The 26,289-nt window shown below is 58.1% G+C and carries 24 protein-coding genes; 8 read left to right on the top strand and 16 right to left on the bottom strand.

Annotated features, from left to right (window positions below):
• Position 1 precedes the first annotated feature (1 nt).
• Both FIV05_RS29815 and FIV05_RS29810 read left to right on the top strand, forming a co-directional pair.
• The gene (locus FIV05_RS29815; protein WP_152512362.1) at positions 2-943 is read left to right on the top strand and encodes a dihydrodipicolinate synthase family protein; all 942 of its coding nucleotides are present in this window, start codon (positions 2-4) and stop codon (positions 941-943) included.
• Entirely contained in the window at positions 936-1,871 is a 936-nt protein-coding gene (locus tag FIV05_RS29810; protein ID WP_152512363.1) for a 2-dehydro-3-deoxygalactonokinase, read from the top strand. Before FIV05_RS29815 ends, FIV05_RS29810 begins: the two co-directional genes overlap by 8 nt.
• 22 nt (positions 1,872-1,893) lie before the next feature.
• Here the strand turns inward: FIV05_RS29810 and FIV05_RS29805 are convergent, their stop codons facing one another.
• From FIV05_RS29805 to FIV05_RS29780, 6 genes are all read right to left on the bottom strand, one after another.
• Entirely contained in the window at positions 1,894-2,457 is a 564-nt protein-coding gene (locus FIV05_RS29805; protein ID WP_152512364.1) for an AAA family ATPase, read from the bottom strand.
• Between the two features lie 99 nt (positions 2,458-2,556).
• Positions 2,557-3,738 carry a mandelate racemase/muconate lactonizing enzyme family protein gene (locus FIV05_RS29800; RefSeq protein ID WP_173014007.1) on the bottom strand — a complete coding sequence of 394 codons (1,182 nt, stop codon included), beginning with the start codon at positions 3,736-3,738 and terminating at the stop codon, positions 2,557-2,559.
• 44 nt (positions 3,739-3,782) lie between these two features.
• The gene (gene ugpC, locus FIV05_RS29795; protein ID WP_152512366.1) at positions 3,783-4,865 is read right to left on the bottom strand and encodes a sn-glycerol-3-phosphate ABC transporter ATP-binding protein UgpC; all 1,083 of its coding nucleotides are present in this window, start codon (positions 4,863-4,865) and stop codon (positions 3,783-3,785) included.
• 101 nt (positions 4,866-4,966) lie between these two features.
• On the bottom strand, positions 4,967-5,800 hold the full coding sequence (locus tag FIV05_RS29790) for a carbohydrate ABC transporter permease (protein WP_152512367.1): 834 nt from the start codon (positions 5,798-5,800) through the stop codon (positions 4,967-4,969).
• Between the two features lie 2 nt (positions 5,801-5,802).
• Positions 5,803-6,753, bottom strand: coding sequence for a sugar ABC transporter permease (locus tag FIV05_RS29785; RefSeq protein ID WP_152512368.1), 951 nt, complete (start codon positions 6,751-6,753; stop codon positions 5,803-5,805).
• A 25-nt stretch (positions 6,754-6,778) separates the two neighbouring features.
• Complete coding sequence (locus tag FIV05_RS29780; protein ID WP_152512369.1) at positions 6,779-8,050, bottom strand: sugar ABC transporter substrate-binding protein; 1,272 nt, start codon at positions 8,048-8,050, stop codon at positions 6,779-6,781.
• A 176-nt stretch (positions 8,051-8,226) separates the two neighbouring features.
• Here FIV05_RS29780 and FIV05_RS29775 point away from each other — a divergent pair, with 176 nt between their 5' ends.
• Positions 8,227-9,222, top strand: a complete 996-nt coding sequence (locus FIV05_RS29775) for a LacI family DNA-binding transcriptional regulator (RefSeq protein ID WP_152512370.1) — start codon at positions 8,227-8,229, stop codon at positions 9,220-9,222.
• A gap of 20 nt (positions 9,223-9,242) precedes the next feature.
• Here the strand turns inward: FIV05_RS29775 and FIV05_RS29770 are convergent, their stop codons facing one another.
• From FIV05_RS29770 to FIV05_RS29740, 7 genes are all read right to left on the bottom strand, one after another.
• Positions 9,243-9,848, bottom strand: a complete 606-nt coding sequence (locus FIV05_RS29770; RefSeq protein ID WP_152512371.1) for an ATP-dependent Clp protease proteolytic subunit — start codon at positions 9,846-9,848, stop codon at positions 9,243-9,245.
• Positions 9,849-9,893: 45 nt separating this feature from the next.
• Entirely contained in the window at positions 9,894-10,232 is a 339-nt protein-coding gene (locus tag FIV05_RS29765; protein ID WP_152512492.1) for an SRPBCC domain-containing protein, read from the bottom strand.
• 47 nt (positions 10,233-10,279) lie between these two features.
• Positions 10,280-10,594, bottom strand: coding sequence for a metalloregulator ArsR/SmtB family transcription factor (locus FIV05_RS29760; protein WP_152512372.1), 315 nt, complete (start codon positions 10,592-10,594; stop codon positions 10,280-10,282).
• Between the two features lie 193 nt (positions 10,595-10,787).
• A complete protein-coding gene (acnA, locus tag FIV05_RS29755) occupies positions 10,788-13,442 on the bottom strand; it encodes an aconitate hydratase AcnA (RefSeq protein ID WP_152512373.1) in 2,655 nt (884 codons plus the stop codon).
• Between the two features lie 4 nt (positions 13,443-13,446).
• Positions 13,447-14,967, bottom strand: a complete 1,521-nt coding sequence (locus FIV05_RS29750; RefSeq protein WP_152512374.1) for a tripartite tricarboxylate transporter permease — start codon at positions 14,965-14,967, stop codon at positions 13,447-13,449.
• Positions 14,967-15,404 carry a tripartite tricarboxylate transporter TctB family protein gene (locus FIV05_RS29745; RefSeq protein WP_152512375.1) on the bottom strand — a complete coding sequence of 146 codons (438 nt, stop codon included), beginning with the start codon at positions 15,402-15,404 and terminating at the stop codon, positions 14,967-14,969. Before FIV05_RS29745 ends, FIV05_RS29750 begins: the two co-directional genes overlap by 1 nt.
• Positions 15,405-15,493: 89 nt before the next feature.
• Complete coding sequence (locus FIV05_RS29740) at positions 15,494-16,480, bottom strand: tripartite tricarboxylate transporter substrate binding protein (protein WP_152512376.1); 987 nt, start codon at positions 16,478-16,480, stop codon at positions 15,494-15,496.
• A 203-nt stretch (positions 16,481-16,683) separates the two neighbouring features.
• Between FIV05_RS29740 and FIV05_RS29735 the strand changes: the two genes are divergently transcribed.
• The 4 genes from FIV05_RS29735 to FIV05_RS29720 all read left to right on the top strand — a co-directional run bounded on the left by FIV05_RS29735 (position 16,684) and on the right by FIV05_RS29720 (position 22,293).
• On the top strand, positions 16,684-17,367 hold the full coding sequence (locus tag FIV05_RS29735; RefSeq protein WP_152512377.1) for a GntR family transcriptional regulator: 684 nt from the start codon (positions 16,684-16,686) through the stop codon (positions 17,365-17,367).
• Entirely contained in the window at positions 17,364-18,236 is an 873-nt protein-coding gene (locus FIV05_RS29730; protein ID WP_152512378.1) for an isocitrate lyase/PEP mutase family protein, read from the top strand. The genes FIV05_RS29735 and FIV05_RS29730 overlap by 4 nt, the downstream gene beginning before the upstream one ends.
• A gap of 234 nt (positions 18,237-18,470) precedes the next feature.
• Positions 18,471-19,580, top strand: a complete 1,110-nt coding sequence (locus FIV05_RS29725) for a hypothetical protein (protein WP_152512379.1) — start codon at positions 18,471-18,473, stop codon at positions 19,578-19,580.
• A gap of 223 nt (positions 19,581-19,803) precedes the next feature.
• Entirely contained in the window at positions 19,804-22,293 is a 2,490-nt protein-coding gene (locus tag FIV05_RS29720; RefSeq protein ID WP_152512380.1) for a DNA translocase FtsK, read from the top strand.
• A gap of 47 nt (positions 22,294-22,340) precedes the next feature.
• Here FIV05_RS29720 and FIV05_RS29715 read toward each other — a convergent pair whose 3' ends face one another.
• From FIV05_RS29715 to FIV05_RS29705, 3 genes are all read right to left on the bottom strand, one after another.
• A complete protein-coding gene (locus FIV05_RS29715) occupies positions 22,341-22,889 on the bottom strand; it encodes an AAA family ATPase (RefSeq protein ID WP_152512381.1) in 549 nt (182 codons plus the stop codon).
• A gap of 172 nt (positions 22,890-23,061) precedes the next feature.
• Positions 23,062-24,267 (bottom strand): CmlA/FloR family chloramphenicol efflux MFS transporter, encoded by a 1,206-nt coding sequence (gene cml / locus FIV05_RS29710; RefSeq protein ID WP_152512382.1) that lies wholly within the window; start codon positions 24,265-24,267, stop codon positions 23,062-23,064.
• A gap of 238 nt (positions 24,268-24,505) precedes the next feature.
• Complete coding sequence (locus FIV05_RS29705) at positions 24,506-25,375, bottom strand: RNA polymerase sigma-70 factor (RefSeq protein ID WP_152512383.1); 870 nt, start codon at positions 25,373-25,375, stop codon at positions 24,506-24,508.
• 197 nt (positions 25,376-25,572) lie between these two features.
• Here FIV05_RS29705 and FIV05_RS29700 point away from each other — a divergent pair, with 197 nt between their 5' ends.
• Positions 25,573-26,031, top strand: coding sequence for a carboxymuconolactone decarboxylase family protein (locus FIV05_RS29700; protein ID WP_152512384.1), 459 nt, complete (start codon positions 25,573-25,575; stop codon positions 26,029-26,031).
• Positions 26,032-26,289 lie beyond the last annotated feature (258 nt).

Below are 26,289 nucleotides of genomic sequence, written 5' to 3'. Positions count from 1 at the left end.
GATGCACGGTTGGCATGGCATCTATCCCGTTCTCTATGCCTTCTGGGATGACCAGGGCAGGCTTGACCGGAATGCGATGGCCAGGCAGGTGGAGTTCTGCCTTCAGTCAGGTGCGCATGGCATCACCGTTCTCGGCCTCGTGACTGAAACACACAAGATGGACGTGAACGAGCGGCTTTATCTGGTGGAAATGGTCGGCGAACTGATCGGCGGACGGCTGCCGTATGCAGTTACCGTCTGCGAACCGTCCATTGAGGGTCAGATCTCGTTTGCCCGGGCTGCCCGGCGCTTTGGGGCCGACTGGGTCATCCTTCAGCCGCCCGCTACCGGCGGCATGGGCGCCGAGGCGACCATCGACTTTTTCGCCCGGATCGCCAGCGCTCTCGATTTCGACGTCGGCATCCAGAACAACCCGGTGAACCTGGCCGTCAGTCTGTCGGCAGATGACCTGGTCCGGCTATTCGAAATCCAGCCGAACATCAGGATCCTGAAAGGTGAAGGGTTCAGCGTGGATATCGCCCGCGTCATCACCGCCCTGCCCGACGTTGCCGTTTTCGGAGGCCACGGTGGGATCGAGTTTCCTTCGCTATTACGGGCCGGAGGGCGCGGGCTGATCCCTGCTCCCGATTTCCTGAAAGCCCAGGTCAACCTATACCGGCTCTGGCGCGCAGGGACGGAAGACGGGCTGAAACAGGCGGAAGCCATTCATCGGGCCATCCTGCCTGCGGTCGTCTTCATGTCGCGCTCGGTGCCGGCCATGCTGTGTTACGGCAAGAGGCTTTTCGCCGAGAAGGCCGGTATTCGCAACATCATGGACCGGGAACCGTCGTTGCAGCCGACACCGTTCGGGTTGTCAGAGATGGCGATTCATCTGAACGAGATCGCCCGGGCCGAACAACTGGGACGCGCCGGCAGGGTGCTGGAGGTTCACGCCAGTGAGTGACACGACGTTTATCGCAGTGGATTGGGGCAGCAGCAATTGCAGGGCCTATTTGTGCGTCGATGGCCGGATCGAGGCCTCCAAGGAGCTGGCGACCGGGGTCAAGAACCTGGCGGCAGACGACTTCGAAGGTGTCTTTGACGCTTTGATCGCCGACTGGAAGGGACAGGTCGAAGACGTCTATCTCACCGGCATGATCACCAGCCGTTCCGGGTGGGTCGAAACACCCTATGCCGTCTGTCCTGCCGGGCTGGTGGATCTCGCCGATGAGGCCGTTACCGTCCATCGCAAGGGCCTGGATCTGGTGTTTCTGCCCGGATTGTGCCAGCGCGGCGCAAGCGCAGACGTCATGCGTGGTGAGGAACTGCAGATCTTTGGTCTGGCTGATGGCATCGGCGAGCAAATTGTGGTGCTGCCCGGCACGCATTCGAAATGGGCCCTAGGGCGCGACGGACAGGCGTGCCGGTTCACCACGATCATGACCGGCGAACTCTTCGACCTGGTGCTCAACCATTCCCTCGCCGGGCGCCTAGCCGACGGTGTCGCTCTGGACCTTCCGGTGTTTGATGCGGCTGTTGCAAAGGCACTTGAGACGGCTCGCCCGATTTCGGATCTTTTTGCAGCCAGATCGCGGGTTCTGATGGATGTGATGCCGCCAACATCCGTGGCGAGCTATCTGTCGGGGCTTCTCATTGGCGCGGAAATCCGTGAAGGCAGAGATACGTTTCCCGAAGCTGGCAAAGGTGTGATCCTTGCCGGAAGCGAAGCGCTGGTTCATCGTTATGCGCGTGCGTTTGAAATCGCTGGAATTCCTGCAAGTCACGCGGCAGGAGAGCCCGTTCTGAATGCGCTTGTCGGCATCCACGCAATGCGGTTGCGCAATCGATCAGGTCATCGCTTCATGACCACCAAAGCTGATGAAGTTGTCTGAATGCAATAACCAGAAGCCTGCCTCAGCAGTTGCTGGTCGCCACGATATGGTCCAGCAGCTTGTCGAGCCGTTCGTTTCGCGATCCTGAGAGTTCCAGGATTTGCGGGCCGTCTGACAACAGGCCCAGATCGTCCTGTTGGAAGATGGCCTTCAGTCTTCGGTCCACCCAGGCGCGCAATCTGGGCAGCTCGATTGGTCCGGGTATTTCGTCCGGTTCGACAAGGGGAACGAAGATGATGGTATCAAGCGACTTCAGCGCTCGGTCTATCCGGCCCAGAAGCCGGCCCTGTGGTTCCCAGTCAAATCCCTGCCCCGCACTAACGACGTCCAGATAGGCCAGGAAGTCCAGCGGACTGCGGTCGAAGACAACACTCTGACCGGTGGCGATGTCGAGGATTTGCCGGCAACTGTACCCCAGTTGCTCTTCCAGATCTTCAACCGTCGGCCTGGCGGAAAACGCCACACCTTCCTGAACAAGTTGCCAGTAGGGTTCGGGAAGCACTTCGTAGCTGGGACTGGCTTCCCTGAAATCGCTTGCGAGCGTTGTCTTGCCGGAGCCGTGTGTTCCAGTTATCGCGATCCGCATTCAGGTCCTGGTTCAGCCTTGATCAAGGCGCCTAACAAAGGCGGGTGTTCGGCGTGCTCTTGAGCTCGGCCAAACACCCGGCCGGTTGAAGTCAGTCTGTCAGTAAGCCGGTTTCTGCGGAAACCAGTCCGGTCGTCTCGGATCGAGATAGGCCCCTTCGATGCGGTCGACTTCGAAACGGGCAATAGCGTCCAGGTCAATCTCGACACCAAGGCCGGGAGCTTCCGGCACCCGCAGGTGACCATTCTCGATCCTGAACGGCACTTTCAGGATGTCTCCTGATAGATACGGCAGCTCGTTGTCGATCGCCAGGATCATGTTCGGACAGGCCGCTGCAACATGGAGATAGGCAGCCTGACTGAGACCCAGTTCTCCGCCGCTGTGGAGCGTAACGGGAATGCCGTAGGCCTCGCAAAGGCCGGCAGCCTTCAGGACCTGCTTCAATCCGCCTGCCTGGTGTGGGTCCAGAAGCACCACGTCTGCGGCCCTGTTGGCAACAATATTGGCGACTTCCTGAAGCGTGTAGGCGCTTTCATCCAGTGCAATCGGTATCGGTTGGCTTTGCCGTAGTTCAGCATGGCCTGCCAGATCCGTCAGTTCCAGAGGCTGCTCGACATAGGCAAGGTCATATGGCTTGAGCATCTCGAGCATCCGCTTGGCGGTGCCGATGGTCCAGGCCCCGTTTACATCCGCACGGATATGGGCATGTGGGCCCAGTTCCTCCCGGATGGCCTTGACGAGGGCCAGATCCTGTTGCGGATCGAGGCCTATCTTGATTTTGAAGGACCGGTAACCGGCGTCGTAATCGGTACGAGCCAGCTTCGCCAGCTCCTCGGGTGAGGAAATGAACAGATAGCTGGCGATCTCGATATCGGACCGGTACGCCCCGCCCCAGAGGCGGTGCAACGGCAGGCCGGCGAACTTGCCAACCGCATCCCACATGGCCATTTCCGCGGCTGCCGCCGCATAAACCGCCGCACGCTGGTGATGATAATATCCTGCGCCCAGAACGTGCCGGAAAAGCCGTTCGGTGTCGTGCACCGGCCTGTCCAGCAACAGTGGCTTCACGACAGTCTCGAAGACCGCGGGAATGTAATCCAGCAGGCAGATCGTTTCGCCGTAACCCTTGATACCTGAGGCGGTTTCAACCTCCACCAGCATCCGCGTCACACGCGAGCGCACGCCCGTCGCCCACAGGATCGGGTTCTTGAGCGGGACACCGACCAGCCAATGGCGAACGGCAACAACTCTCGCGCGTTCGTCTGCGGCCAGAGCAGACATATGGTCTTTGTCCTTAAAATCCGCGTTCGTCGTCATTTGAATACTCATAGTTCCAACCGCTGTTTTGAAGCTGCATCAAACAAATGAGCCCTGCCGGGGACCGGCGTTACGAAAAGGCCCTCTCCCGGGGTAAAGCGTTTCTCGCCAGGCAGGGAAATTGAAATCAGTTCACCCCCGAGCCAGCCGGATACCTCGGTCTCGTCGCCTGTGGGTTCGACGACGTCGACGGTCATTCGGCAAGCCTGGGGATGATGCTGGTCACACAGGTTGAAATGCCTGGGGCGGACACCAAAAACGATGTCCTGGCCGTCGTGCAGCTTGCCCGCATTCGGGAGCGGCAATCGCACATCCGGCGCCGATGCGAAGACACCTTCGCCGCCCGTCTTTTGAACCTGTCCTCGAATGAAATTCATTGCAGGCGAGCCGATGAAGCCGGCAACGAACATGTTGCGCGGGTTGTTGTAGAGTTCAGCCGGTGTGCCGATTTGCTCGATTCGGCCATCGCGCATCACCACGATACGGTCTGCCATGGTCATGGCCTCGACCTGATCATGCGTGACATAGATGGATGTAGTGCCGAGCTTCTGGTGCAGTTTTTTGATCTCGGTCCGCATCTGAAGTCTCAGCTTTGCATCGAGGTTCGAGAGCGGTTCATCGAAGAGAAAGACCTTCGGGTTACGCACGATGGCGCGGCCCATCGCAACCCGTTGCCGTTGCCCGCCGGAGAGCTGTTTCGGATATCTGTCCAGAAGCGTTTCCAGGTTGAGAATTTCCGCTGCGGCCTGGACACGCATCTTGATTTCGTCGCGCGGCCGCTTGGCAAGAAGCAGGCTGAAGCCCATGTTTTCGGCAACGGTCTTGTGCGGGTAAAGCGCGTAGCTCTGAAAGACCATCGCCACGTCGCGATCTTTCGGTGCAACATCATTCACGATGGAGCCGTCGATCATGATGTCGCCGGCGGAAACTTCCTCCAGCCCGGCAACCATGCGCAAAAGGGTCGATTTTCCACATCCTGACGGGCCGACCAGCACGACAAATTCACCATCCTTGATATCGACAGACACGCCGGACAGGATTTCGGCTTTTCCGAAGAATTTCTGGCAATTTCTGATTTCAACAGTCGCCATTTCTGTTTCTCCCTGGATCCAGACCCTTCAGTCGCGTCGATTGAAGGATCGGAAATGGATTGATCTTGAGGTGTTTGAACACGGTGTCGGTGCAAGAGGCTCTAGCCTTTGACCGCACCGGCTGTGATGCCGGCGACAAGGTGTCGTTCAAGCAAACTGAAGATGATGAGGACGGGCACGACAGCGATGACGGCTGCTGCCATGAGTTCGTTCCACTCGACCTGATATTCCCCCATCAGGGTCGCGATCCCGACAGGCAGCAGATACATGTCCGGTTCCGTGACAAGTACCAGCGCCCAGATGAATGCGTTCCAGGCCGTGAGGAAGGTGAACATGGCAACGGCCGCGATCCCCGTCTTTGCCAGCGGCAGCACGATCCTGACGAACGCCTGCAGACGGTTGGCCCCGTCCATCATGGCAGCCTCGTCTATCTCCTTCGGGATCTGGCGAAAGAAACCGACCAGCATCCACGTCGCAAGCGGAAGCGCAAAGGAAGTGTAGACGGCAATCAGCGCGGCATAGGTGTCGAGCATGCCGACATCCGAGATGAGCTTGAAATAGGGCACCACCAGCAGCGCTTCCGGCAGCATCTTCACGAACAGGAGTGCGATGATCACCAGAGGCTCGATCCGCATCCTGAACCGCGTGATGCCGTAGGCGGCAAGCGTTGCCAGAGCGAGTGCCAGAACGGTTGTTCCGGTTGCAACGACAAGGCTGTTCACGAAGTAGCGGAGGATAGGCCGGGTCTCCAGAACGCTGACGTAAGCATCGAAAGACCAGTTCCAGGAATAGAAGGTCGGCGGATCCAGAAAAATCTCTGATGCCGGCTTCAGTGATGTGTTCACCATCCAGTAGAGTGGGAAAAGCATCACCACCAACGGGACAATCAGCACCAGATATCGGAGCACATGCTCAAGGCGAATTGCAGACCGCATTGTCACGCTCCCCCCTTATCTTTTTCCGGTTTGACAATGTAGAGGTAGAGAACCGACAGGGTCAGGACGATGCCGAGGAGCAGTATGCCGATCGCCGATGCCCGGCCGAGGCGGTTGGCTTCAAAAGCGGTGTTGTAAATCATGACCGGCAGTACCTCGGTGCTGCCTGCCGGGCCTCCTCCCGTCATCACGGCGATTACGTCGAAATGCCGGACCGTGTAGATCGTATCGAGCGTCGCGGCGACGATGAGCAGATACCTAAGGTTCGGAAGGGTTACGTGCCTGAACTGCTGCCAGGCGTTGGCGCCATCGAGTGCAGCCGCCTCATATTGGTCTCGCGGGATGCCCTGGAGACCGGCAAGAAGCAGCAGCATGACGAAGGGCATGCCCCGCCAGAAATCGACCGTAATCACTGACACCAGCGCCAGCACGGGATCCGCGAGCCAAAGGGCTGTTTCACGGATGAGCCCCGCGCTTTCCAGAATGTAGTTGATCACGCCGAACTGTGGCTCGAGCAACCAGACCCAGATGACCGAGCCGATGGAAGGGGCAACGATCCAGGGCATCAGGAAGCCGAGCCTCAGAAGCGTTCTGCCGTAGGAGATGGAATTCAGCCCCAGCGCCAGCAGCATTCCGACACTTACGTGGAGAAACACACAAGCCACCGTAAAAACGGCCGATACACTCAAGCTGTGCCAGAAATCGCTGTTCTGGAGGATGTAGGCATAATTGTCGAAACCGACGAAGGAAGACCGAAGTCCGCGGGTTCGATGAAGCGATGTCCAGAAAGCCTGGATCAACGGTGTTGCTATCAAAAGGGACAGCGAAACGATTGCCGGCCCCAGGAACAGGTATCCATACCAGCGCTCTCGCCTGAGCCCGGATGCCCGCCATATGTCGCGTTTCCCGGGCGTATTGACCGCGTCTTGGAAAGCTGTGTCTACAGTCGTCATGATAGTTTCCTGGGGCCGGGTGTGATCAGAGGTCGTTCAGCTTGGCTGTTACGGTCTCATCGAGTTCCTGCAGGATTTCCGTCAGGCGCTCGGGTTGCAGAAGAGCCTCCTGAAGGGCCTGCACGACGTCCTTGCCGGCGACATCTGCCCATACGGGTGTTGGCGCCGGAATTGTTTTTGCCACCGCCCCGATCTCCAGGAATTTGGCAACGACGGGGTCGTTCTTGATTTCCGGTTGCTCTGCGACGTCCGTGCGAAGCGGCATGTAGTTGGCTTCCAGCATGGCACGTGTCTGCCACTTCGGGCTGACGATATGCTGCAGGAACTTCCAGGCTTGTTCCGGGTGTTCGCAGCTGGAAGAGATCATTTCAGCAGTGATCTTGGCGACGGTGCGTGGCTGATCCGTATTTGCGGGTGGCCAGGCGACCAACAGCTTGCCTTTCAGGTCCGGATTGTCGTTCAGGACCTTGGCCAGGCCCCAATAGGCGTTGCGCATGGATGCGATCTTGCCCTGGGCAAACAGGGTCGTCTGTTCCGCATAGTTGATCGTGGCCGGTCCGGGAGCCGCGACGCCCTTTTCAGCCAGGCCGAGATAGAACTTTATGGCCTCGACCGTTTTCGGATCTTTGGAGAACAGGGATTCCGTATAGTCGTCATTGAAGGCCCGGCCGCCGTTGGAATAGATCCAGCTCAACAACGTGCGTGTGGTGGTCGTCGTCGGGCCGGCAAGAATGGCCGTGCCCCACTGGTCGTCAGTGGTGAGTTTCTGCATCCACTGTGAATATTCGTCCCAGGTGGTCGGCAGAGCTTCAGGGTCCAGACCGGCAGCCTCGACAAGATCCCTGTTGTAAATTTCAGCGTAGATGCCGGCGTAGACCGGCAACGCATAAAGGCTGCCCTCGAAGGTAACCGCGCTGAGGATATCCTGCGGCCAGACGGACTTGAAATCGTCACCGCTTGCTTCAAAGAACTCGTCAAGTGGATGGAGGTAGCCGTTATAGGCCGCAGTCGTGACGTCGCCGCGATAGATGCACGGTGCTTTTTGAGCCTGGGCAGCGGTTGCGAATTTTGTCCAGTCTTCCTTGCGCGCAACGAGGATCGGCTTGATCTTGATGTCCGGGTTTTCGGCCTCGAACTCGGCGATCATTTCTTCCGCCAGCGGCGCGAATTGCTTCTCGCTGAGCGACGTCGATTGCCAGGTGATGGTGACGGGCTCCGCCTGTGACGGCAGGGAGCTCATTGCCGCCAGCATGGTCCCGCAACTGGCTGCCAGCAGCCATTTTCCAGAATTCCTCATCTTTCATCTCCTCCAACTGAAAGCCGATAAATGCCAAGCTATTGAAACGTTTCAATGAATGACTTCAAAAAAACCGCTCAAGGCGGCATTGGCTATTGAAACGTTTCAATAGGTGTAGCATTATCATCCGGTACCGGCAAGAGAGATTCTGGGCAGTGCTAGAGCGATATTTTTAAATGTCTGATTCAAATAAGAAAATTAACATTACAGATGTGTCCAAAGCTGCCGGTGTCTCGGTTGGAACTGTTTCGAACGTTTTGAACAACACCCGATTTGTAAGCGAAGAAAAACGGCAGCTCGTTCTGAAAGCTGCCAGTGACCTCGGGTTCCAGCTGGACAGCACGGCGCAAACCCTCAGGCGCAAAAAAACCCGGACGATCGGGTTCTGTACCACATATGCAACGCCTGCCTTCCTCAGCGCTCTCGCGGAAACTTTCGAAGATGCAGCGGAAAAGCATGGCTTTGACATGGTCATGGCCGTTTCTCACCAGGATCCTGAAAGGGAACTCAGCCGGGTGAAGACCCTCTTGCAGCGCAAGGTTGACGGTCTGGTCCTTCTGCCGACCTGGCAGCCGCAAAAGTCGCTCGACCTGATTGCCGGTTCCGATGTTCCGGCCGTGATCATCGAACGTTTGAACGAAGACGATCGCTTCGATTACGTGACAGTCGATCAGAACGATCTGATGCAGCAGATTGTTCGCCAACTTGCAGAACGGGGGCGAAAACACATCCTGTTCATTCCCCAGAGAAAGGACCTTATCGTGTCACGGCAAAGAGCTGCGGGCATCGAACAGGCAATTGCGAACAGCGGCAGCGCCATCCAAAGCAGCGTTCTGGAGCGTGGTGAGAATGCTGCCGATTTTGAAGCGCGGTTTCAGAAGGCGCTGCGGTCCTCAACACCACCGGACGCAATTGTCGTCGGCAACAGCTCCGTTGCAATCTGGACCTTGAGAGCGCTGAAGGCGCAAGGCGCGTCCAGCGATCGCGACATTTCCGTGGTTACGCTGGATGACCCGGACTGGGGGGATCTGGTGACCCCGCCAATCGGCTGTGTGCGCTATCCCGTCAATGCAATCGTGGACAATGCCTGGGACCTGCTCGAAAAGCGCATGCAAAACGTGTCGACCGGGTCTAGCAAGATCGTCGTACCGGCAGAATATCTGTCGCGCTAACGACGTTCGTAGGTCTTGGTTCAGCCGTCGAGGTCGCGTTCGGACAGAATGCGATCGACCAGTCCCCATTCCAGGGACTCTTCCGGTGTCATGTACCGGTCCCGGTCCATCGCGGCTTCGAACTCCTCGTAGGTTCTGTTGCAATGCTTCGCGTAAAGCCGTGTCATGCGCTCCTTCGTGCGCAGGATTTCTTCCGCATGGATCGCCATGTCCGACGCCTGCCCCTGGAAGCCGCCGGACGGTTGATGGATAAGGATGTTCGCGTTCGGCAACACGGCCCTTTCGCCAGGTTCCCCGGCCATGAGCAGAAAAGATCCCATCGACCTGGCAGTGCCCATGCACAGCGTATGAACGGGTGCCCGGATGTAGCGCATGGTGTCGTACATCGCGAAGCCGCTGGTGACCATGCCACCGGGTGAATTGATGTAGAGCTGGATCGGCTTCTTGGGGCTCTCCGCCTCCAGAAAAAGCAACTGGGCGCAGATGAGGGCCGACACCGTGTCATTCACCTCGCCATTGAGAAAGACAATCCGTTCGCGCAGCAATCGCGAATAGATGTCGAAAGAGCGTTCACCGCTGCTGGATTGTTCCACGACCATCGGGACGAGCTGCATCGCTTCGCGCATGGGCGAACTCCTGTATTTCAATGATTTGGGTTGGTCGGAAAGAGCTTATGCGGCCAGCATCATGACCGGCTCGTTGCTGTTTGCTGCCCAGGTATCGCGAGACGCCAGCCGGCCATCGGCAAGGCGTTGCCTGATCGTCAGAAGCGTTCGGTCGCTGCTGATCGGGTGCAGCTGAAACTGCACGACACTTTCCAGAAATGGTGGGGCATCATCGCGCAGCCGGAAAAGGATCTCTTGGTTCGGTACCACGGCAACAGGTTCTACCTGTGCGAGATCGTGGTCCGGTAGCCATCGTTCCCTGAAAGTGGGGATGGTGATGGCTCGCCAGACCTTTTCCGGTGGCGCCTCCAGCTCATATTCCTGAACGATGTCAGCAGTTTCCATCTCCCCTTGCACGGAAGTCGCCAACTCCACATCAGGCGTTTGGTCACTCATTGGTCCATATCCTTCAGCAGGGTTTTCAACGCATCGATGCGGGCCGGCCAATAGGCGCGGTATTTTGCGAGCCAGCCGGCGATAAGGGCCAGCCCATCAGGGTCTACTTCGTAGTTCACGAACCTGCCCTGCCGTTCCTGTCGCACAAGCTTTGCCTGACACAGGACGGAGAGATGCTGGGACATTGCCGGTTGGCTTATGTCCATGCCGTTGCGCAGGGAACTTGCGTTCATGCGGCCATCGGCCAGCTTCTCGAAGATTGCGCGCCGCGTTGGATCGGCCAGAGCCTTGAAGATGTCATTTTCCACCATGGCAACACATAAGCACAAACTTATGTGTTGCGCAACCGCGATTTGATTGATCTTTTCAGGTGGAGAAAATTGCGCGGAGGACACAAGTGGTTGTGGTCGACAGGCACAGCTGCAGTTGGCGCTGAGGACGTGATCGCGTTTTGCCTTGTCGTCCTCAGCCCGTTCGTCTGGTCATGGTCGTCACGGCTATCAATCAGTTCCCGATAGGGCTGATCATCTCGTTCATCGCATAGGGCAGAATGCCCCCTGCTGCGTAGATTTCCGCCTCGCGTGCGGTTTCGAGGCGGCAGAGCAGCGGGATCTCGCGTGAAGGGCGAGCATCGGCGGAAGAGATCCTCAAATATCCTCTGGCTTTGGGGGCAAGTCCCTTTTCAAAGATGATATCGAAAGTTTCATCGCCTGTAAGGCCCAGTGTTTCCGCAGTGTGTCCGTCGGTCGTTTGAAGCGGCAGCACGCCCATGCCGACGAGGTTGGACCGGTGGATGCGCTCGAAACTGTCGGCAACAACGCATTGTACGCCCAGTATACGGGTTCCCTTTGCCGCCCAGTCGCGGGAGGAGCCATTGCCGTAGTTGCGTCCGGCAATCACGATCTGCGGGACGCCTTCTGCTCGATACCTGCCGGCAGCCTCATGGATCGTACAGGTGTCTCCGCTTGGAAGATGCCGGGTTATCCCACCTTCGGTCCCCGGAACCATCAGGTTGCGTATGCGGATATTGGCGAAGGTGCCCCGCATCATGACGTTGTGGTTTCCGCGTCTCCCGATGTAGGAGCTGAACCGGTTCTCCGGAACGCCAAGCGAAAGAAGATATTGCCCGGCCGCGCTGTTCGCCGGAATGGCGGATCCAGGCGAAATGTGGTCGGTCGTGATATCGTCTCCGAGGATCAACAGCGGGCGGGCATTTTCCAGCCTGTAGGAGCTGATGTTGCGGGCCTCGCCCGTAACGTCATCTAGGAAAGGTGGACGCAGCAGGTAGGTGCTTTGGTTATCCCAGCGAAAGTCTTCGCCTTCGGGCACTGCCAGTGCTTCCCAGAATTCGTCTGCTTCCTGCATCCGGCCGTATTGTTCCCGAAACTGGTCTGCAGTCACCATCGACTGCGTCAGTAGGTCGATTTCCCCAAGGTCCGGCCATAGATCTGCGAGATAGACCGGAGATCCGTCAGCGCGCTTTCCGAGTGGATCGTTCGCGAGATCTATCCGCACGGTGCCGGCCAACGCATAGGCGACAATGAGCGGTGGCGAAGCAAGATAGGCTGCCCGGACCAGAGGGTGTGTTCTGCCTTCGAAATTGCGGTTGCCGGAAAGAACTGCAGTCACGCTGAGGTTCCGGGTGCGAATTTCCTCTTCGATGTCAGCCGCAAGCTGTCCGGACCCGCCGGCACAGGTCATGCAGCCAAAACCTGTTACCTGAAATCCGAGACGGTCGAGATCGTCCTGCAAACCGGATTTTGCAAGGTAAGCGGAAACAACGCGCGATCCTGGAGAAAGGGAGGTTTTTACTTTGGGGGCGACCGTCAGTCCCGCCGCTACGGCATTTCGAGCAACGAGCCCGGCAGCAATCATCAGCGAAGGGTTTGACGTATTGGTGCAAGATGTGATGGCGGCGATTACGATATCCCCGTCGGACAAGGCGCCGGGGCCGGGTTTTGAAACGTCGGTACGCGCATCAAGAAAGTCGTCGAAACTGCCGGGAACGTCTTCCAGATCGAGCCTGTCCTGTGGCCGGCGCGGGCCAGCCGCGGACGGCTTGATCCGGTCCAGCTCGATTGTGATCACCTGGGCATATTGTGGCGTATCAGCCCCGTCCGCCCACATCATCTGAGCTTTTGCATAATTTTCTGCAAGCGCGATATCGTGTTCGTCACGTCCGGTCTGGCGCAGATATTCCATGGTTTTGGCATCGAGCGGCGAGAACCCCATGTTCGCCCCGTATTCCGGTGCCATGTTTCCAAGGGTCGCCCGGTCCGGCACGCTCAGCGAATCCAGCCCGTTGCCATGAAACTCGATGATCTTGCCCACCAGATCGTGCTTGCGCAGTGCCTCTGTCACCGTCAGTACCAGATCCGTGCTCGTGACACCTGGTTGCAAGGCGCCGGTCAAGCGGCACCCCACAACATCCGGGAAAGCCATCGAGATCGGCAAGCCAAGCAAGGCGCCGCCGGCTTCGATGCCGCCGACCCCCCAGCCCATGACACCGAGCCCGTTGATCGTCGGTGTGTGGCTGTCCATGCCGACAAGCGTATCCGGATAGGCCCAAAGCGTGTTTTCGACTTTTGCGCTTCGAACAGGCCTTGCCAAGTATTCCAGATTGACTTGATGGACGATGCCCTTGCCGGGTGAAAACAGCCGAAAATTGCGGAAATTGGCTTCCGCCCACTTCAGGAAAGTATAGCGCTCGGCGTTCAGTTCATATTCGAGGGCGATATTGCGACGCTCAGCATCCGCGGTTCCGGCAAACTGGGTGACCACGGAGTGGTCCACCACCAGTTCGGCGGGAATCTTCGGGTTCACCTTGCTCGGGTCACCGCCTCTTTCGGCTACCGCTGACCGCATGGCCGTCAGGTCGGCAAGGAGCGGTACACCTGAAGAATCCGGCATCAGCACCCGGGCAGGAAAGAACTCGATGTCGCCGACGTCTTCACCCCTTGCAACAGCCGCAACACGTTCGGCAGCATCCTTAGTTCCATCCACATGACGTAAAAGGTTTTCCAGGAGGACTCGCGTCACGAAAGGAAGGCGCTCAATTACCGCGCCGGGTACGGCTTCCTGAAGACGGGCGAGAGACGCATATCGGTATGTCTTGTCGGCGACGGTCAAGTCCGCGCCGGTGTTCCAGTCTGATGTCATTTGATTATTCCTGGGTATCGGGAGACAGGGCGGCGCGGCGTGCGTAACGTGCCTTCAGGAAAGCTGCGACGATCGAAAAGACCATCATTGCGAGCAGCAGCATGGAAAACGGTCGCTCCAGCAGATAGCTGCCGAGATGCCCGCCGGAAATCTGAAGGCTGCGCACCATCTCGCCCTCAGCCATCCTTCCCAGAAGCAACCCGATAACCGTTGCCGCCACGGGGTAGGAATGCCGGCGCATCAGCCACCCGAGGCAAGCGAAGACTGCAACGGTCAGAACACCGGCAATCGTGCCCGTCACGCCGAAGCCGCCCCAGGCGCACAGGGCAAGGACCGAGGGGACCAGATACCGAAGTGGCACCTTGATTACCATGCCCAGCAGACGCAGCACCAGCAGGCCGACAATGCCGAGAAGCAGAACTTGAACCAGATTGCCGACAATGATGGCGTAGACCAGGTCGCCCTGGTCCCGGATGAAAGCCGGACCACCGACGATGTTGTGGAAAGAAAAGGCCGCCATGAGTACTGCCGTGGCCGCTCCGCCGGGAATGCCAAGCGCCAGAAGCGCCGCCATTGATCCGCCTTCGGAGGATGAATTGGCGGATTCCGCAGCAATCACCCCCTCAGGAAGGCCTGTGCCGAATTCTTCTGTACGTGAAGATGTTCGCCGAACCTCGCCATAGGCAACGAGATTGGCAACGGAAGATCCAACCCCCGGCACTGCACCTATCAGGACGCCGATTGCGCTGCCGCGCAGCAGGACAGAGGGATATTTGAAGGTCGAAAACATCGCACGAATGATCGGCCTGAAGGCGACAGGCGGCACGTCGTCTCGTGTGCTCAGTGTCTGTCTTTCCCGTATGCGCAGGAGCTCAGAAGCGGCGAAAATGCCGATCATCGCGGGCACCACCTGTACGCCATCGAGAAGATACGAACTGCCGAAAGTCGCGCGCAGAACACCTGTCGTGGACATGCCGACCTGGCTCAGAATGAGTCCGAGCATCCCCGCAAGCAGGCCTTTTGCCATGGACGCTCCGCTCAGCGCCGCGATCAATGTGAGACCCCAGGCGATCACCAGGACCATTTCAAGCGGACCAAGCTTCAGAACCACCACGGCGAGCGGCTGGATGAGAAGGAAAAGTACAACGTAGCCAATGAAGGCTCCGATTACCGACGCGCCGAGGCTGAGCCCGAGGGCCTCGTTCTGGCGGCCATTACAGGCCATTGGGTAACCGTCGAACGCGGTTGCCACGGAAGACGACGAGCCCGGAATGTTCATCAGGATGGCCGTGACCCCACCGCCATAAACCCCGCCGGTGAAGATGGAGGTCAGGAACATGATCGACTGGATAAAGTCCATCGTGAAGGTGAGTGGCAGGAAAAGCGCCATCGCCATTGATACCTGAAGACCCGGGACGGCACCGAAGATCAACCCGATGAGCAGACCCGGGATCACAAAGATCCAGGGACCCATGCCGCTGAACATCAGGTCAAGTGCGGATGTAAGTGCGGAGAAGTCGACCATCAGAACACCAGCGTGGGCATGGGGAAGGGAAAAAGTGCGCCAAAGGCACTGGTGACTGTTGCGGTGAAGACCAGGGAAAAGAGCGGTGGCTTCCACAGGGATCGCTCGCTGCAGATCACGATTCCGAGCCAGACGAAGAAGAAGGTCGCGACGTCGAACCCGATGTAGAACATCGATCCGCAAAACCCGCAAAAGAGTGCGAGCAGCAGGATATCCCCTGCCGTCTTGCGCAGGCTCTCGCCCTGATCCTCTTCACGTCCCCACTGGGAGAACACGATGACCGCGACCAGAACAATCGCCAGGAGGCTGGCCGGCGCGAGGATGATCAGGTTGTTGAGAGAGAACTTCGCGGCAATTGCACTGCGGTTCATGGCGAACGTAAGGGCCAGCGCAAGGGCAAGAAAGATCGCGTGGGAAGGGGCTAATCGAATGGACATGGGCGACCTGTGGCTGTCGGATGGCTCAGGAGCGGGACGCCGAGGGGGATCCCCGGCATCCCTTGATGTTGTCCGAAGTGGCAGATCTCTTATTGATCGGCGGAGAAGCGCTTCAGGATTTCGAAGTTGGACTTGACGATTTCCGTCGTGCGTTCGGGGCCGACCCAGTCCGCTCCGATGTCCTGTTCCTTGAGCAGTGCGACAAAGTCCTCGTCCTGCAGGACTTCTTCATAAGCCGCAACAAAGCGGTCGAAGTCTTCCGGATGCTCGGCAGCGAACTTCGCATTGGCCGCGATGCCGCGAATGGATCCGAGAAGCGGCGTCAACGTTACGCCTTCGTCCTTGAGTGTTTCATTCAGGGTCGGCGCGTCCCAATCTTCCAGTCGGGTTTCGGAGGCAACCGCCAGAGGACGGATGAACTCTGCAACGGGAAGGCTGCCCGATGCGCTGATCACGACCAGATCGACCTGTCCACCGGCAACGGCCGTTCGGGCCGTACCGCCACCTTCATAGGTGACAACGTTGACGGCGTCGTCCGAAAGACCAAAGGCTTCAAGCGCAAGTCGAAGATTGATTTCACCGGTTGACCCGGTAACAACCGATGCGCGGTAGCGACCCGGCTCATCTTTCACGGCCTGCATGAATTCCTGCAGCGTGTTGAATGGCAATTCCTTGTTGACCGCGAACAGGTCCACGTCCGTCCATTGGCCGTTGATGAAGGCCAGGTCGTCGAGTGTGTAGTCGGGATCGAATTTCAGGATCGCATTCGAGACATAAGGGTGAATGGCGGTTGCGAGGAAGGACGACCCGTCGGTCGGCTGGCTCAGGAAATAGGTTGTTCCGACGTGGCCGCCGCCACCCTTCTGGTTCACCACACGGATAGGCACCCCGAGTTTGTCTTGCAGCTGCTCGGCAACGAGCCGCATCGAACGGTCGACAGATCCGCCCGCACCGAAGGGGATGACAAACGTGATCTGTCGTGTCGGCCAGGCTTCTTCTGCCTGCGCCATTGTGCCGGTCGCAATCGCCATTGCGAGAGTAAGTGCTCTTAAGGCCGAGCGAAAAGTCTTGGTCATTATTGATCCTCCCAGACACCAGGGCCCTGCAACACGAACCCATATTGTTAACAATTGAAACCTTAGTCCCATTTATTTGTGTTTGCAACTGGCTAAAAATGGTATGTCGAAATCCAAAAAACCTAGACATAACAAATATATTGTGACTAGAATGCAATGTCGTCCAGAATTTTCAATCCATCGCGAAAGCAAGATTGTTAACAATGAGCCAGCACAGAGATACTGCTTCCTTGATTGCCGATACATTGAAGTCCCAGATGCTCTCCGGCGAGCTGACACCGGGTCAAAGGCTTGGGGAAGCGGCGCTCGCGGAGAGATTTTGCGTAAGCCGTGGGCCGGTCCGCGATGCGCTTTCACGTCTCGTCGAAATCGGCATTGCAGTTTCGGTGCCCAATGTCGGCACGCGGGTCAGGGAATTCTCGCAAGAAGAAGCAAGGGCTTTGTACGAACTGCGGGAGGCGCTTGAAGCCGAAGCGGCCCGTCTCGCGGCCATCCGCGCCGACGAAGCCGGCAAATCAGCGCTGGTCGCGCTGGCAAACATCACGGAAGACCGCTTCACATCCGAGGAAATGCAGGGCACGGACAATGATTTTCATCTGGAGCTTGCCCGGCTGTCCGAGAACGGATTGCTGCTGCGCCTTTTGTCCGAACAGCTCTATCCGCAGCTCATGCTGCTTCGCATTCACAGCCGCAATGCAAGTGGGCGCCTTCGCAAGGCGATCGGTGAACATCACGGCATTTGCCAGGCCGTGGTAGAGAGCGATCCGGAACTGGCGGACATCCTGATGCGCCGTCACATTCGCAACAGCTGGAAATCCTTCTGTGAGCGGATGGGCTACGCCGACGACACTTCAAACAATACCAAAAAGGGAAATCCGACCAGATGATGAATCACGAGATCAACGCTGCATTTCGCGCACGCCTGGAGGAAGATCGAGCTCTCTTGCTGCCGGGCGCCGCGAATGCGCTTGCGGCGCGAGTTATCGAGGATTGTGGGTTTGAAGCGATTTTCCTGACAGGAGCGGGTCTCACGAACAGCTACTATGGCAAGCCGGATCTCGGCTTCATGGGGCTGAGCGACATCGCGGCGCATACTGCGGCCATTCGCAACGTTTCAACGCTTCCCGTTATCGCGGACGCCGACACGGGATTTGGCAATGCGGTGAATTTGTATCACACCGTCCGAACGCTGGAACTGGCAGGCGCTTCCGCGATCCAGATTGAGGACCAGCTCAATCCAAAACGGTGCGGGCATTTTTCAGGCAAGGATGTGGCCGATCTGTCAGAGGCTCGTGACAGGATCCGTGCAGCCGTGGACGCACGCACAGACCCGAACCTCATGATCCTTGCTCGTACGGACGCCCGTGCGACGCTCGGCCTTAACGCTGCTCTGGAGCGTGCCGAGGCATTCATTGAAGATGGTGCGGACATCACGTTCATCGAGGCACCTGAATCCGTGGAAGAAATACGCGCTATTCCCGCCCGGCTGAAAGAAACACCGCAGATGCTCAACATCGTGGTTGGCGGCAGGACGCCGGTTCTTGAGTTCGAGGAGCTGGAAGCCATGGGCTTTTCTCTTGTTCTGTATGCCAATGTCGCGCTGCAGGCTGCAATACGAGGAATGTGCATGGCTCTTTCTGACCTGAAGAAAAACCGCAAGTTTGAAGACACAGGCGTTATCGCAGGCTTCGAAGAGCGCCAACGCGTGGTGAACAAGGGCTACTATGACGCCCTGGAGGCCCGCTACGGGAAATGATGCAGGTTCCTGCCACCCTCCTTCTAGCCTTCAAGACCCCCCAAATAGGGGTTGGTGAAAAACGCAATTCCGTTTTCCCCTGATGCCAGTTCAGAAGGCAACAAAGACATCGGGCTTGATAAGACTGGGACCAGAGCGATCGTTCTCTTGTCCTGATTTTTCAGGCTCTCTTTAATGGCTTTGTTGTTTTCTCGTTTGACCGACGTTCAGGTCTTACCGGTTCAGGGAAACGAAATGAAAAAGTCTTTGGGGCGGATTTTCGCCGCACGTGGTTGGCGGCTGGCGGTGTTCGCGGTTGTTGCCTTTATTGCATTGTCTCCAGATGCTGCCCGGGCAGAAAGCATGACGTTCGAAAACGTCTGCAAGGGCAACAACGCGGCGTCCTGTTATGTGAGAGCCGAAGGGCAGATTACCGCGAAAACGCCCGCGCTCTTTTCCAGCTACCTGAAGAATGAGCATTCCGACGGCAACAAGGTTCTGCTGCACAGCCCCGGCGGCAGTCTGATTGCGGGACTGGAACTGGGAGAGCTGATCCGTGCCAGGGGAATGGAAACGGAAATCGGCATCTGGAAGTCCGAGGGCACATTCGGGGACACGGTGGACGGCGGCTACTGCATGAGCGCCTGTTCCTACGCGTTCCTGGGAGGTGAAGTCAGACGCATTCCCGAGGGAAACCGTCTGGGCTTCCACCAGTTCTACCTGTCCGGAGAGAGGACTGGCCAGGTGTCGTCCAGCCAGGTGGACCAGGCACTGATGTCCGCGCAGGAACTGTCCAGCCGGATTGTACGTTACCTTCTGGAAATGGGAATCGATGCTCGCATCTTCGTTCTTGGTACGGGTGCGAAGCCGGACGACATGTTCGTTCCCGACGCGGCGCAGCTTGAGGAATTTGCCCTTGTCACGCCGGAAGGGTTCGGGGAGTTCTTTCTGGAGCCCTACAAGCAGGGTCTGGTGGCAGCAAGCAAGCGCAAGAGCGTCACGCGCCTTTATGATCTCGCGAGCCAGTTTTCCAGCTATTGCCGCAAGAACAAGCCCTACGTACTGATCACGACCGATGGCGGTATTCTGAACCCTGATGACCTGCCGACGACAAGCATCAACATGTTCTCAAAAGGACGTGGCATCACGGCGACAGCCACCAAGGACATCCTTCGGGTTGTCGGTGACAGCAGCGTCGAGGTCGAAATCAACGACAAGGTTGTTGAACTGCTATCGGTTACCGAGCGGATCGAGTTCAGCCTGTTTCTTGGAATGTCGTCCGGTGGCGAGGTGCGCGGGGCGATCGATCTCAGCGACATGGACCGCAAGATCATCGCCGCCAGCTTCCGTTTTTGCATCGGCTAGGAGGGTGAGCCCGACAAAAAGGGCTCATCACATAAACGCGATATCGTTGAACTGGCATCAAGGTGTTGTTTTCAGCGCATTTTCGCCGAAATTTGCACGTCTGACGGTCGAGCGGGGGTGGCTCAAAGGTCGAGAATGACAGGGTTTGGATAGAGACTGTTAACCTTATTTTCCTACATCTCTCCCAAAGGCGTTCAACCCGAAACACTAGTCTTCTTTGTCCATGCGTATTTCCCGGAAGAATTTCTCACTTTCGAATTCGAACGATGCCGGTCAGCCAGCTTCACCCGATGATTCCAGTCGGAAAGTGCAGGGCGAAAACCCGCTCGGGCAACCCGCCACCACAGATGGTGAACGGGTGCCTGAGACGCGCCGGTTGCCACATGTTGCAGGCAATCCGCAGCAGCAGGCAGGAGATGGAAACCAGGGGGTGGAAACCCCTTCGGACGAATCTTGCCAGAGCTATTTTTACCTTGCACCCAACGTTCGCTTCACCCGGACGCCAGACCGCGGTTCAAAGCAGCGATCTGCAACGGTAGAAAACACGAGCGAAGTCAGCGCCGGTGAAACTGTTTCCCCGGTCGAGGCGGAGCCCGTTGCGCAGCAGCCACTGGTCTCGCCAAAGCCCTCCCCTGTTGTGACCGGAACAATGCCAGTTGCACAGGTGATTGGTCAGGCCGCCGATGGTGGACCCGTGAATGTGCAGGCGCCTGCCAATGACGCGCATTCTTCCACGGCGCACCTTGGTTTCCTGTCCGATCACGCCTTCTTTGAATTCATGTCCGACGATGCCATCACTCCGCAGCCGAGTGCGGAAGTGCCTGCGCAGAAGGTCACGGAGCCGGTACGAGCCGTCAGGACGGCTTACGAGGAGGTGCCCGTCGCGGGACAGGTGGCGCGGCCACCGGAGGGAATCGTGTCGCTGTACAAGGTCGTCGAATGCAACGGTTCTGCATCCCCCACGCCTTCCTCTTCCAGACCAATTGCCGCAAGGCCTGCAAACCCGTCTCCGCAGCCGACCGGCCAACGGCCGGCAGCACGACAAAACCCGGAAGGCAATCAGGACGCTGCCGGTCGGGCAAGAGTGTCGATTTCGATGCCAAGCCCCACACCCCGGTCCTTGTCCTCCAGCACACAGGCTCTGCCGCCGATCGGAGCGGGATCCGGTCAACAGTCGCTGTTCGGCAGCTACGAGTTTCCGTCCGGCGATCTGCTGCAACTGCCGCAGGATGGTCCGGGCTTCCAGATGACGCAGGAGCAACTGGAACGGAATGCGGGGCTTCTGGAAAGCGTTCTGGAAGACTTCAAGGTGCGTGGCGAGATCATCCACGTGCGCCCCGGGCCTGTGGTCACCCTTTACGAATTCGAACCGGCCCCGGGCATCAAGTCCTCGCGCATCGTCAACCTTGCCGATGACATTGCCCGTTCCATGTCGGCCATCTCTGCCCGTGTTGCGGTCGTGCCCGGCCGGAACGTCATCGGGATCGAGCTGCCGAATACGGAGCGTGAAACTGTCTACTTCCGCGAATTGATCGATTCGACCAACTTCCGCGCGACCAGCTGCAAGCTTGCGCTTAGCCTCGGCAAGACGATTGGCGGGGAGCCGGTTGTTGCCGATCTTGCGAAGATGCCGCATCTGCTGGTCGCCGGAACGACCGGCTCGGGCAAGTCGGTTGCCATCAACACGATGATCCTGTCGCTGCTCTACCGCCTGAAGCCGGAAGAGTGCCGCTTGATCATGGTAGATCCGAAGATGCTGGAACTGTCCATCTACGACGACATTCCGCACCTGCTGACGCCTGTCGTCACCGATCCGAAAAAGGCCGTGACAGCTCTCAAATGGGCTGTGCGCGAAATGGAGGATCGCTACAGGAAGATGGCACGGCTTGGCGTGCGCAACATCAACGGTTTCAACCAGCGTGCCGCCGCTGCAAGTCAGAAGGGCGAACCGGTTATCGTGTCCGTGCAAACCGGGTTCGACCGCGATACGGGGGAACCGGTCTACGAGCAGCAGGAAATGGACCTCGCTCCGATGCCGTACATCGTCATCATCGTTGACGAGATGGCGGATCTGATGATGGTCGCCGGCAAGGAGATCGAAGGCGCTATCCAGCGTCTGGCGCAGATGGCCCGCGCCGCAGGCATTCATCTCATCATGGCGACACAGCGTCCCTCGGTCGACGTGATCACCGGCACGATCAAGGCAAACTTCCCGACCCGGATTTCCTTCCAGGTCACGTCGAAGATCGACAGCCGCACGATCCTCGGCGAGCAAGGTGCGGAACAGCTGCTCGGCATGGGCGACATGCTGCATATGTCGGGTGGCGGACGTATCAACCGTGTCCATGGCGCCTTCGTCTCGGACGAGGAAGTCGAACAGGTTGTCGCCCACCTGAAAAGCCAGGGCCGGCCCGCGTACCTTGAAACCGTGACTGCGGAAGAAGAGGAAGAGCTGGAAGAAGAAGAAGCTGTCTTCGACAAGGGTGCCATCGCGTCCGAAGACGGTGATGATCTCTACGACAAGGCGGTGAAGATCGTCCTGCGCGACAAGCGCTGCTCAACCTCGTATATCCAGCGCCGCCTCGGCATCGGGTACAACCGCGCGGCTACCCTGGTCGAGAAAATGGAAAACGAAGGCCTTGTCGGCGCGCCCAACCATGTCGGCAAGCGCGAGATCCTGGCCGGCAAGCGAGAACAGCCGAGCGAAGAATAGATACGCAGTACGCACCAGAGTGGTGATGTCGATCTAGAGCTGCGTCTCTAGTGGCCGGAGAGACGACCCAGGACGAAATCCGCTCGCTTCCCGACATCCGTCTTCGGCAAGATGATTTTCTCGTAGCCAAGTTGGCCGTAGGCATCGAGCAATCGCTGGTATTCTCCGATTGCTTCATCCAGGCCGTGCTGGCGGTCGGCGTCTATGGCGTAAATCTCCGGCCAGGGTGGTGTCAGAAAGACCTGAAAATGAAATCGGCTCGTTTTGCCGAGGGTATCTGTCACGGCTACGCCGGCCGCGTATTCCAGGGCAACAGCTGCGTCGATCAGCCCCCGGTCGAAGAAGACCCATCCTTCAGCGCTGTTCAGTCGCTCCCTGTCACGGAATGACATGTCGATCGCTCTTCTGGCGAAGGCTTCGAGATTGACCCAGGGAAGCGCCCTCCCCTCAGCTTGCTGCTCTTCGGCGACGATCCTCCTGCCGGGTTCCGGGACAGTTTCGAAACCCCGTCGTTCCAGTTCCGTCAAAAGCGTTGACTTTCCGCCACCCGAACATCCGGACAGGATGACGTGCCGGCGGTAGGTATCGTTTTGCATCATGATTTCCTTTTCGGAGGGAAGGCCGGGACCGGTGACCCGTAACGTCTGCAATGTGCAGGCAGGTCTTGCGCCAGTGAGCGCCGTCTGGCGGCGCCCCTAGTTGGGGGCACCGTCAGCACAGACAGTGACTTCCGTCGTCGTGACGCCAATCAGCTGAGCGATGAACGTCTCATGCGTCTCTCCCCCGTGGCCTGCGCGCCCGCAGCAGAAGAAGGCCACAGGAGACCAGGAATGCCATGGTGAGGGCGTAACAAATCACCGGCCATGCAGTGTCGCCGTTCAACACTGTAACCATCAGCGTGCCGAATACACTTACGATCAGGCTCTGGATACAGAAATAGAATGCGACCGCAGAGCCGGCGATATCGTCGAACTGCGCTAGGGCTCCGTTGGCGGTTACCGACACAGTAAAAACGATGCCTGCAGCGACGACCCACATCGGTACGATGAAGCCGAGAAATGAAGGCGCGCCGGATACTTGTCCAATCCCCAACAGAACCGAACCGCAAATGTGCATGACCATACCCCGCGCAACGGATCCGGCTGTCCCCCATGCCTCGACAAACTTTCTGGTAAACCGTGCTGTCGCGATCATGGCGAGAGCAACGCTTGCGAAAGCGAGGCTGAAGGTGATCTGCGAGTAGCCGGCCTGGCCTATGAGAATGCGGGGTGCCGTCGAGAAAAAGACGAAGAAGCTTCCCATGCCTGCGCTGAATGCCGTCGTGTAGACCCAGAAGGACAGGCTTCTGAAAATAGGCCAAACAGGCCGGTGCAGCTTGCCATGGCCGATTGGCCGCGTCTCGGTCCATCTCCAGCTGGCATGCAGGCCTGCCAGCAAGGCCAGAATGCCAAGGGTAATGAAGATTGCCTGCCAGCCGAACAGCCTGTCAATCAATGCCCCGATCATGGGGCCGATCGCAGGAACGAAGGCCAGCATTGAACCCAGTAGCCCATAGATGACAGCCCCTTCCGGCCTTTGGGCATAAACGTCACGAACAGTTGCGAACATCGCCACCAGCATTGCGGAGGCTCCTATAGCCTGAACCACACGCAATGCGACGAAGGCTGAAGCCGACAGCGGCCAGGCTGCCCCCAGCGAAGTGACGATAAACACCGCCACTCCGATCAGCAGCACAGGCCGCCGACCGATCCGGTCCGAGATTGGACCAAAGACAATCTGTCCCAGGCCAAGCATGACCATGTAGAGGCTCAAGGTCAGCTGGATGACGGCAGGTGTCGTGTTCAGGATACTTGGCATTGCCGGAACGATAGGCAGGTAGATATCCATCGCCAGCGAGGCGAGAATGTCGAAGGGAGCCAGCAGCAGGAGCGCCGCTGGCAGCGTATAGGCCCATTTCGGTCGTTGGGATGTCATGAGAATTCAACCGCTCTTTCAGGAAACAAAGGGCGGCGGCAGCTTGTCAGTCGATTCAGTTTGCCGGTCTAACAGAGCGCCGCAACAACGATATGGTTGTTGCGGCTTACTTTTCTGCTGACTTCGAACTTCCCATGACAAGGCACTCCAAATTCACGGATACCAGGATTAGATAGTCTACCGTCGATCGCCTTGCAACGATCCATGTGGCCGTCGGGCCAACGGCCAGGCACGGGGGCTATGCCCGCGGGTGCAGGCCACCAGTCAGCTTGTCCGGATTGAGGACGCGCATGACGGACAGGATCCGGAGGCCATTCGTTGTAAAGGATGTCACGGCATAGATTTGACCATCGACTTTCCCGATGATGCCGGCTTGGCCGTTCACGTCCGCCAGTTCCAGCGAGTAACCGCGGGGTAGTTTCGTCATGACCCCCACTTCCATGCGCGCAATCCTGGCTGCCCCGATGATCGGATGAAGGGCCGCCCAGGCCTTTCCTCCACCATCACTGGTGAAAACGGCGTCCGGTGCGAGCAGCTTTGCGATGCGATCTGCGTCGCGCTCTTGCACGGCCTGGACGTATTGCTTCACCAGTTGTCCGTGCGCGGCATCGGAAACTTCAAAGCGGGGCTTGTCCCGTCTGACCCTCCGGCGCGCGCGGGAGACAAGCTGGCGGCACGCAGCTTCGGACTTGCCGAGCGCGACCGAGACCTCCGAATAGTCGCAGTCAAAGACATCATGCATCAGAAATCCGACCCGCTCCTCCGCGGACAGTCTTTGCAAGACAACCAGAAGAGCCATCGATAGATCGGAAGCAAGTTCTGCCGTGTGATCAGGAGACTGTTCGACTGAAAGCAACGGCTCGGGTAACCAGGGCCCGACATAGTTCTGGCGTTCCGCCCGAATGGCCCGCAACCGGTCGACGCACAGTCGGGACAGGACTGTGACGAGCCAGGCTTCGGCACTTCGAATGTCTGTTGTTTTCGCGCTGTGCCAACGCAGGAACGCCTCCTGGACGACGTCCTCTGCTTCCTGGCGGGAGCCGAGCAGCCGGTATGCGAAGCTGAACAGCCTTGGTCTTAGCTTTTCTGTTTCCGCAATCATGTGCATGCCGGGTTCCTTTCGAACATTGTCCTCAAGGTACCAGACGAAACCGGGCGGGTTTCTGTGACAGGTAATTGTCAGTTTTTTATCGAGAAAGAAAAACCAATGCGGCCGTCACAAGCGGGCGCTGCTTCCGTCTTTGTAGGTGTAGCCACCGGGCAAGCAGAATACCCGAAAGGCACACAACACCGAAAGGACGACCTGTGGAACCGAGACTGAACTTCTATGCAGAAGCGCCTGAGTTGATGAATGCTCAGATGGAACTGAAGAAAGCCGTCGACAAAAGCGTACTGGAAAAAGACCTGATTCACCTGGTCAACTTACGTGCCTCCCAGATCAACGGATGCTCCTATTGTGTCGACATGCATAGCCGGGAAGCCCTTGAAAACGGCGAAAGTGAACATCGGTTGCTCCTCGTCTCTGCCTGGAGGGAATCTCCTCTGTTCTCGGCGCGTGAACGTGCTGCTTTGGCCTGGACCGAAAAAGTGACACTGATATCCGACGGGGGCGTGCCGGACGCCTTGTACCAAGAGGCTTTGGGGCACTTTTCCAAGAGAGAGCTGACACACCTCACTGTCGCGTTGGGTCTGATAAACACCTTCAATCGGCTTTGTGTCTCTTTCCGCGCCATCCATGCGGTCCCGGACGGCAGCCAGGGTTGAAGAGCTCTGCAGGCTCCAGCGGAAGACCATTGAATCCAGGCCGAACTCGTGCCCCTGCCCTTCAAACCAGGCTCAATCCGGCGGCATCGCCGGATTGGCCGCACGATAGGTATGCGGAGCAACTCTCTTCAGACGTGAGGTACGCTTCAGAAAGCGTCACTTCGTTGTTTTCGATGGAAGCCTGAACGCGGGGCTGGGAAACAGATCTGAAAGGGAATGATATCGGGCAGTCGTCTCCCACCGCCTGTGCCGCGCAGC

The sequence above is a fragment of the Labrenzia sp. THAF191a genome, assembly GCF_009363335.1.
GTDB classification, from domain to species: domain Bacteria; phylum Pseudomonadota; class Alphaproteobacteria; order Rhizobiales; family Stappiaceae; genus Roseibium; species Roseibium algicola.
This window is presented reverse-complemented; position numbering and strand designations above follow the sequence as displayed.